This window comes from Sutterella sp. (assembly GCF_030539355.1).
Taxonomy (GTDB): Bacteria; Pseudomonadota; Gammaproteobacteria; order Burkholderiales; family Burkholderiaceae_F; genus Sutterella.
Genome location: NZ_JAUNSF010000159.1, coordinates 1 through 4009, shown reverse-complemented (window position 1 = coordinate 4009; position 4009 = coordinate 1). Strand labels below are relative to the sequence as shown.

Genomic DNA, 4009 nt, shown 5'->3' with positions numbered 1-4009 from the left:
CGCCCTCTGAGGACCTACCCTTCTAAAATCCACACTTTCACCTAACAGAGCCTTCCCTTTCGCCGGACGGGGTGATGCAGATTGCCTCTCTTGAGGATCTTCTCTCCCTCAAGCTCGCAACGGTCAGCCAGCGCGTGGAACTGCGGGACTACAGGGACATCGCCGAGCTGCTTCGGAATCAATGCGACCTGCTCAAAGGCCTTTCAGGAACCATGTCGCTCTATCGAAACTGCGCATTCAATCCGTACATTGCGCTCAATGCCATGACCTGGTTCAACGAGAATAGAATCGCGGACCTGCCACTCGAGGACAAAAAGACGCTTGTCGAGTCGGTGCGCAATATCCATTACGAATCACTCGACGATCTTTCTCCGGCGCCCATTCTTTCGTCAGTGCTTGCAGCTCAATTTCCTTGCGCCTGAGTTCCCCGACGGACACAAGCCTCGTGACGGGAGCTTTCTGCGGCCTCCTGACGACATCGACGGAGCCGGGCCCTGCGCCGACACCTGCCCGCCGGGCATTTGTATATGTTTTTTGCGTTTAATTGACTTTTAACCGCGCCCCGCGAGAATGACCTGATGGTCAGACTGGCTTTCGGGCCGGTCTGCCTTCCTTCTTCACACCCCGCGGACGCCTGCGCACCGGCTTCTACTTGAAGCCGGGCGCAGCGCGCCCGGTCACCCGTTTCTGAAAGGTCCATCGAATGACAGCCAGTCTCTCGCGCCGCAAGTTCCTCTCCACCGGCGTCGCCGCAGGCGCTACAGCGGCCGCGACGGCCGCCGCCCCGGCCTTCGCCGCCGGTCCCAAAGGCATCTACAGCCCCGGAACCTACTCGGCGCGGGCCGCCGGCATCGGCGACGTCATCGTCACGATGACCTTCTCCGAGGACCGCATCACGGAGGCCGTGCTCAACGTCGCGAACGAGACGCCCTCGATCGGTCAGGCTGCCGCGGAGACGCTGCGCAAGGCGCTTCTCTCGGCTCAGGGCGCGCAGATCGACGCCGTCTCCGGCGCCACGATCACCTCGAAGGCGGTCTCCCAGGCCGCGGCGAAGTGCATCGCCCAGGCGAAGGGCGAGGCCCCGGTCGAGGTGATCACGAAGACATCCGCCGCCTCCGACGGCGACTGGCTGGGGAAGGAGCCCGAGATCGCGGAGAAGGACATCACCGCAACGATTGAGACCGACATCCTCGTCGTCGGCTGCGGCTCGGGCGGCATGTTCGCGGTCGCGACCGCGGCCGAGATGGGCGCGAAGGTGATCGGCATCGAGCGCTTCTCGACCGGGACGGGCGTGCGCACGCACCACGCGGCCTTGAACTCCCGCTACCAGAAGGCCACGAACGTGAAGATCGACAAGTTCGACTTCATCACGATGGCCACCCAGTACGCGACGGGGCACCTCAATCAGGACCTCGTGAAGCTCTTCTGCGACGAGTCGGGCGAGGTCGTCGACTGGTACGGCGACAGGCTTGCCGAGCGCGGCGTCGAGCTCGCCCACGAGGCCGCCGACGAGATCGAGGGCTCTCGCTACATCCACTATCCGGCCGGTCACAAGGCGGACTTCACCGGCACCGACGACGGGAAGGGCAAGCGCTTGAACGGCTCGAAGATCCTCCACGACTACGCGGTCGCGAAGGGCGCGCGCTTTGACTACAACACCCGCATGGTGAAGCTCGAGAAGAAGGAGGGCCGCGTCACCGGCGTGATCGCCACCAATTCCGAAGGCAAGTACGTCCGCTACGTCGCGCGGAAGGGCGTCATCGTCGCCACCGGCGGCTACGGTCTCAACTACGCGATGATGGAGGCGCTGCAGCCCTTCAACCTCACAATCTCTGGTCTCAACGGGTGCCTCCCCGGCGCCCACGGCGACGGCATCAGGGCCTGCCTCTGGGCGGGCGCGCGGATGGACGAGACGCACTCGACGATGATCTTCGACCGTGCGGTGCTGCGTCCAGGTCAGCTCCCGGGCGTCGAGACTCTGAAGAAGGGCGACGCCGCGCTGCTCTGGAGCCTGTCGTACCCCTGGCTCAAGGTCAACAAGGACGGAAAGCGCTTCTTCAACGAGTCGGGCACCTACGAGGGGATCCTCCACTCCGACGAGTACCAGAAGGACCACTCGCACTACTGCCTCTTCGACGCGAACTGGGCCGAGCAGGCCGAGATCATGCGCATGCAGGGCTGTGCGCGTCTGTTCCCGTTTGTCAACGGCGTCGCGAGCGGCTGGACCGTCGAGCGCGTGAGGGGCGTGATGGAGAAGCTCATCAAGAGCGGACACCTCGCGAAGGCCGACACCATCGAGGAGCTCGCAGAGAAGCTCGGACTGCCCCCGGAGCAGCTCAAGGCCACCGTCGAGCGCTACAACACGCTCTGCAACAAGCACGACGACGAGGACTACGGCAAGGAACCGGTTCGCATGCTCCCCGTCGTGCGGCCGCCGTACTACGGCGCCAAGACCTGCGGCTGGATGCTCTGCACGATGGACGGCATCAAGATCGACACCGACATGCGTGCGCTAGACGGCGAGGGCAGGGTGATCCCGGGCCTCTTCGTCGTGGGCAACGACTCGGGCGGCTACTTCGCCAACACCTATCCGAACCTCGTCACCGGCATGGCCGCGGGCCGCACCGCGACCTTCGCGCGCCACGCGGCGAAGTTCCTGGCCAAAGCCTGAAAATCCGAGGGGCAGCGCGCGTCAGCAGATCAGGAGAGCAATCTCCGACCACCGGTGAGTGAGTACGGTCGCGCGTCTCAGTCACCTTGCAGATCGCCCGGAACCAAAATTCCGGGCGTTCTGTTATTTGGGCGCTTCCTTCGCGCAATTCAGTGTCTGTGACACTCAGGGGAGTTTCCTGAACTCCTCGGCGAATTTTTCGAAGTCTGCGTCACTCAGCGTCCCGAGGTATTCACTCGCCTCGAAGTAGTACAGGCGATCGAGCTTCCTCCAGTGCCCGGCCGTCTGCGGGTCAACGCCGTCCGGCAGCCGGTCAAAGCCGGCCCGGAACCTGCGCATGACTTGCGAGGCGATGCACTCGGCAATGAACTGCACGAATATGCGGCCTCTGAGCGCGGCGGAACGCTCAAGTCGGCCGAGCTCCTCAAAGAGCGGCGGCTCGTCGTCTCCGAAGAAGAACTCGTATATCCCAGGTTCCGCCCCCGCCCTCAGAGGGCCTCAATGTTGGCCCTGAGCCGCCTCACGCCTTCCTCGAACATCGGAAGCGGCACCGTGTAGCGGAGCACGAGGTGACGGGGCTCCTTCTCGCCGTAGAACCACCCGGGCTGAAAGTCGACGCCCCTGCGGTGCCGCCAGAGCCGCTCGACATCCACGCCCCTGAGATCGAGCCAGACGTTGCCGAAGCCCGCAGGGACGCGCCAGCTGAAGCGGTCCCCGAAGGCCTCCCTCAGGATCCGGTCGACGCCCTCGATGTGCGCGCGGTGGAAGGCGCGGAAGCGCGCGAGCATCTCCGGGATGAGCCCGAGGTCATTGAGTTTCATCGCAACGAGCTGCGCGCAGACGTCGGGGAGCAGGTAGTCGCGTCGGCCCGAGGCACGGAGCAGGTTGATGATCCGTTCGTTCGCGATCACGAAGGAGAGGGAGCCCAAGGAGTTCAGCCACATCGGGAGCCCCCCGATCAGAATGACCGAGTCCTTCGCCGGGTCGAGGCTCATGAGCGGTCTCGGGGGCTCCTCGGTGAGGAGCAGCCGGCAGTAGAGGTCCTCGATCACGAAGGCCCCGGCGCGGCGCGCCTCCTCGACCAGGGTCACGCGCTCGGCCTCGGAGAGCGTGGCCCCCATGGGGCTCGCCTGGTCGGGCTCGATCATCAGCACCTTGGGCGCCCGCGAGAGCATGAAGTCCGAGAGGTCGGGGCGGCCGAGGTCATCGACGGGCAGCTCCCGGCGCCAGCGCGTGTGGCGCTCAGCGACCCCGTAGTACTTGGCCCGCGAGACCGCCGGGTACCAGAACTCGGTCGTGGGGCCGATCAGCACCTCGGAGAGGAGCCTGTAGGTCTCG

Annotated in this window: 4 protein-coding genes; 2 read left to right on the top strand and 2 right to left on the bottom strand. The window is 64.9% G+C overall.

What is annotated here, in order from left to right; translation table 11 throughout:
* Positions 1 to 74 precede the first annotated feature (74 nt).
* Positions 75 to 422 (top strand): hypothetical protein, encoded by a 348-nt coding sequence (locus Q4F91_RS12985; RefSeq protein ID WP_303338154.1) that lies wholly within the window; start codon positions 75 to 77, stop codon positions 420 to 422.
* A 281-nt stretch (positions 423 to 703) separates the two neighbouring features.
* Entirely contained in the window at positions 704 to 2671 is a 1968-nt protein-coding gene (locus Q4F91_RS12980; protein WP_303338153.1) for an FAD-binding protein, read from the top strand.
* Positions 2672 to 2836: 165 nt separating this feature from the next.
* On the opposite strand, the gene Q4F91_RS12975 is transcribed toward Q4F91_RS12980, so the two are convergent.
* Together Q4F91_RS12975 and Q4F91_RS12970 are read right to left on the bottom strand one after the other, a co-directional pair.
* Positions 2837 to 3046, bottom strand: a complete 210-nt coding sequence (locus tag Q4F91_RS12975; RefSeq protein ID WP_303338152.1) for a hypothetical protein — start codon at positions 3044 to 3046, stop codon at positions 2837 to 2839.
* Positions 3047 to 3159: 113 nt separating this feature from the next.
* A partial coding sequence (locus tag Q4F91_RS12970; protein ID WP_303338151.1) for a hypothetical protein occupies positions 3160 to 4009 on the bottom strand: 850 nt, incomplete at its 5' end.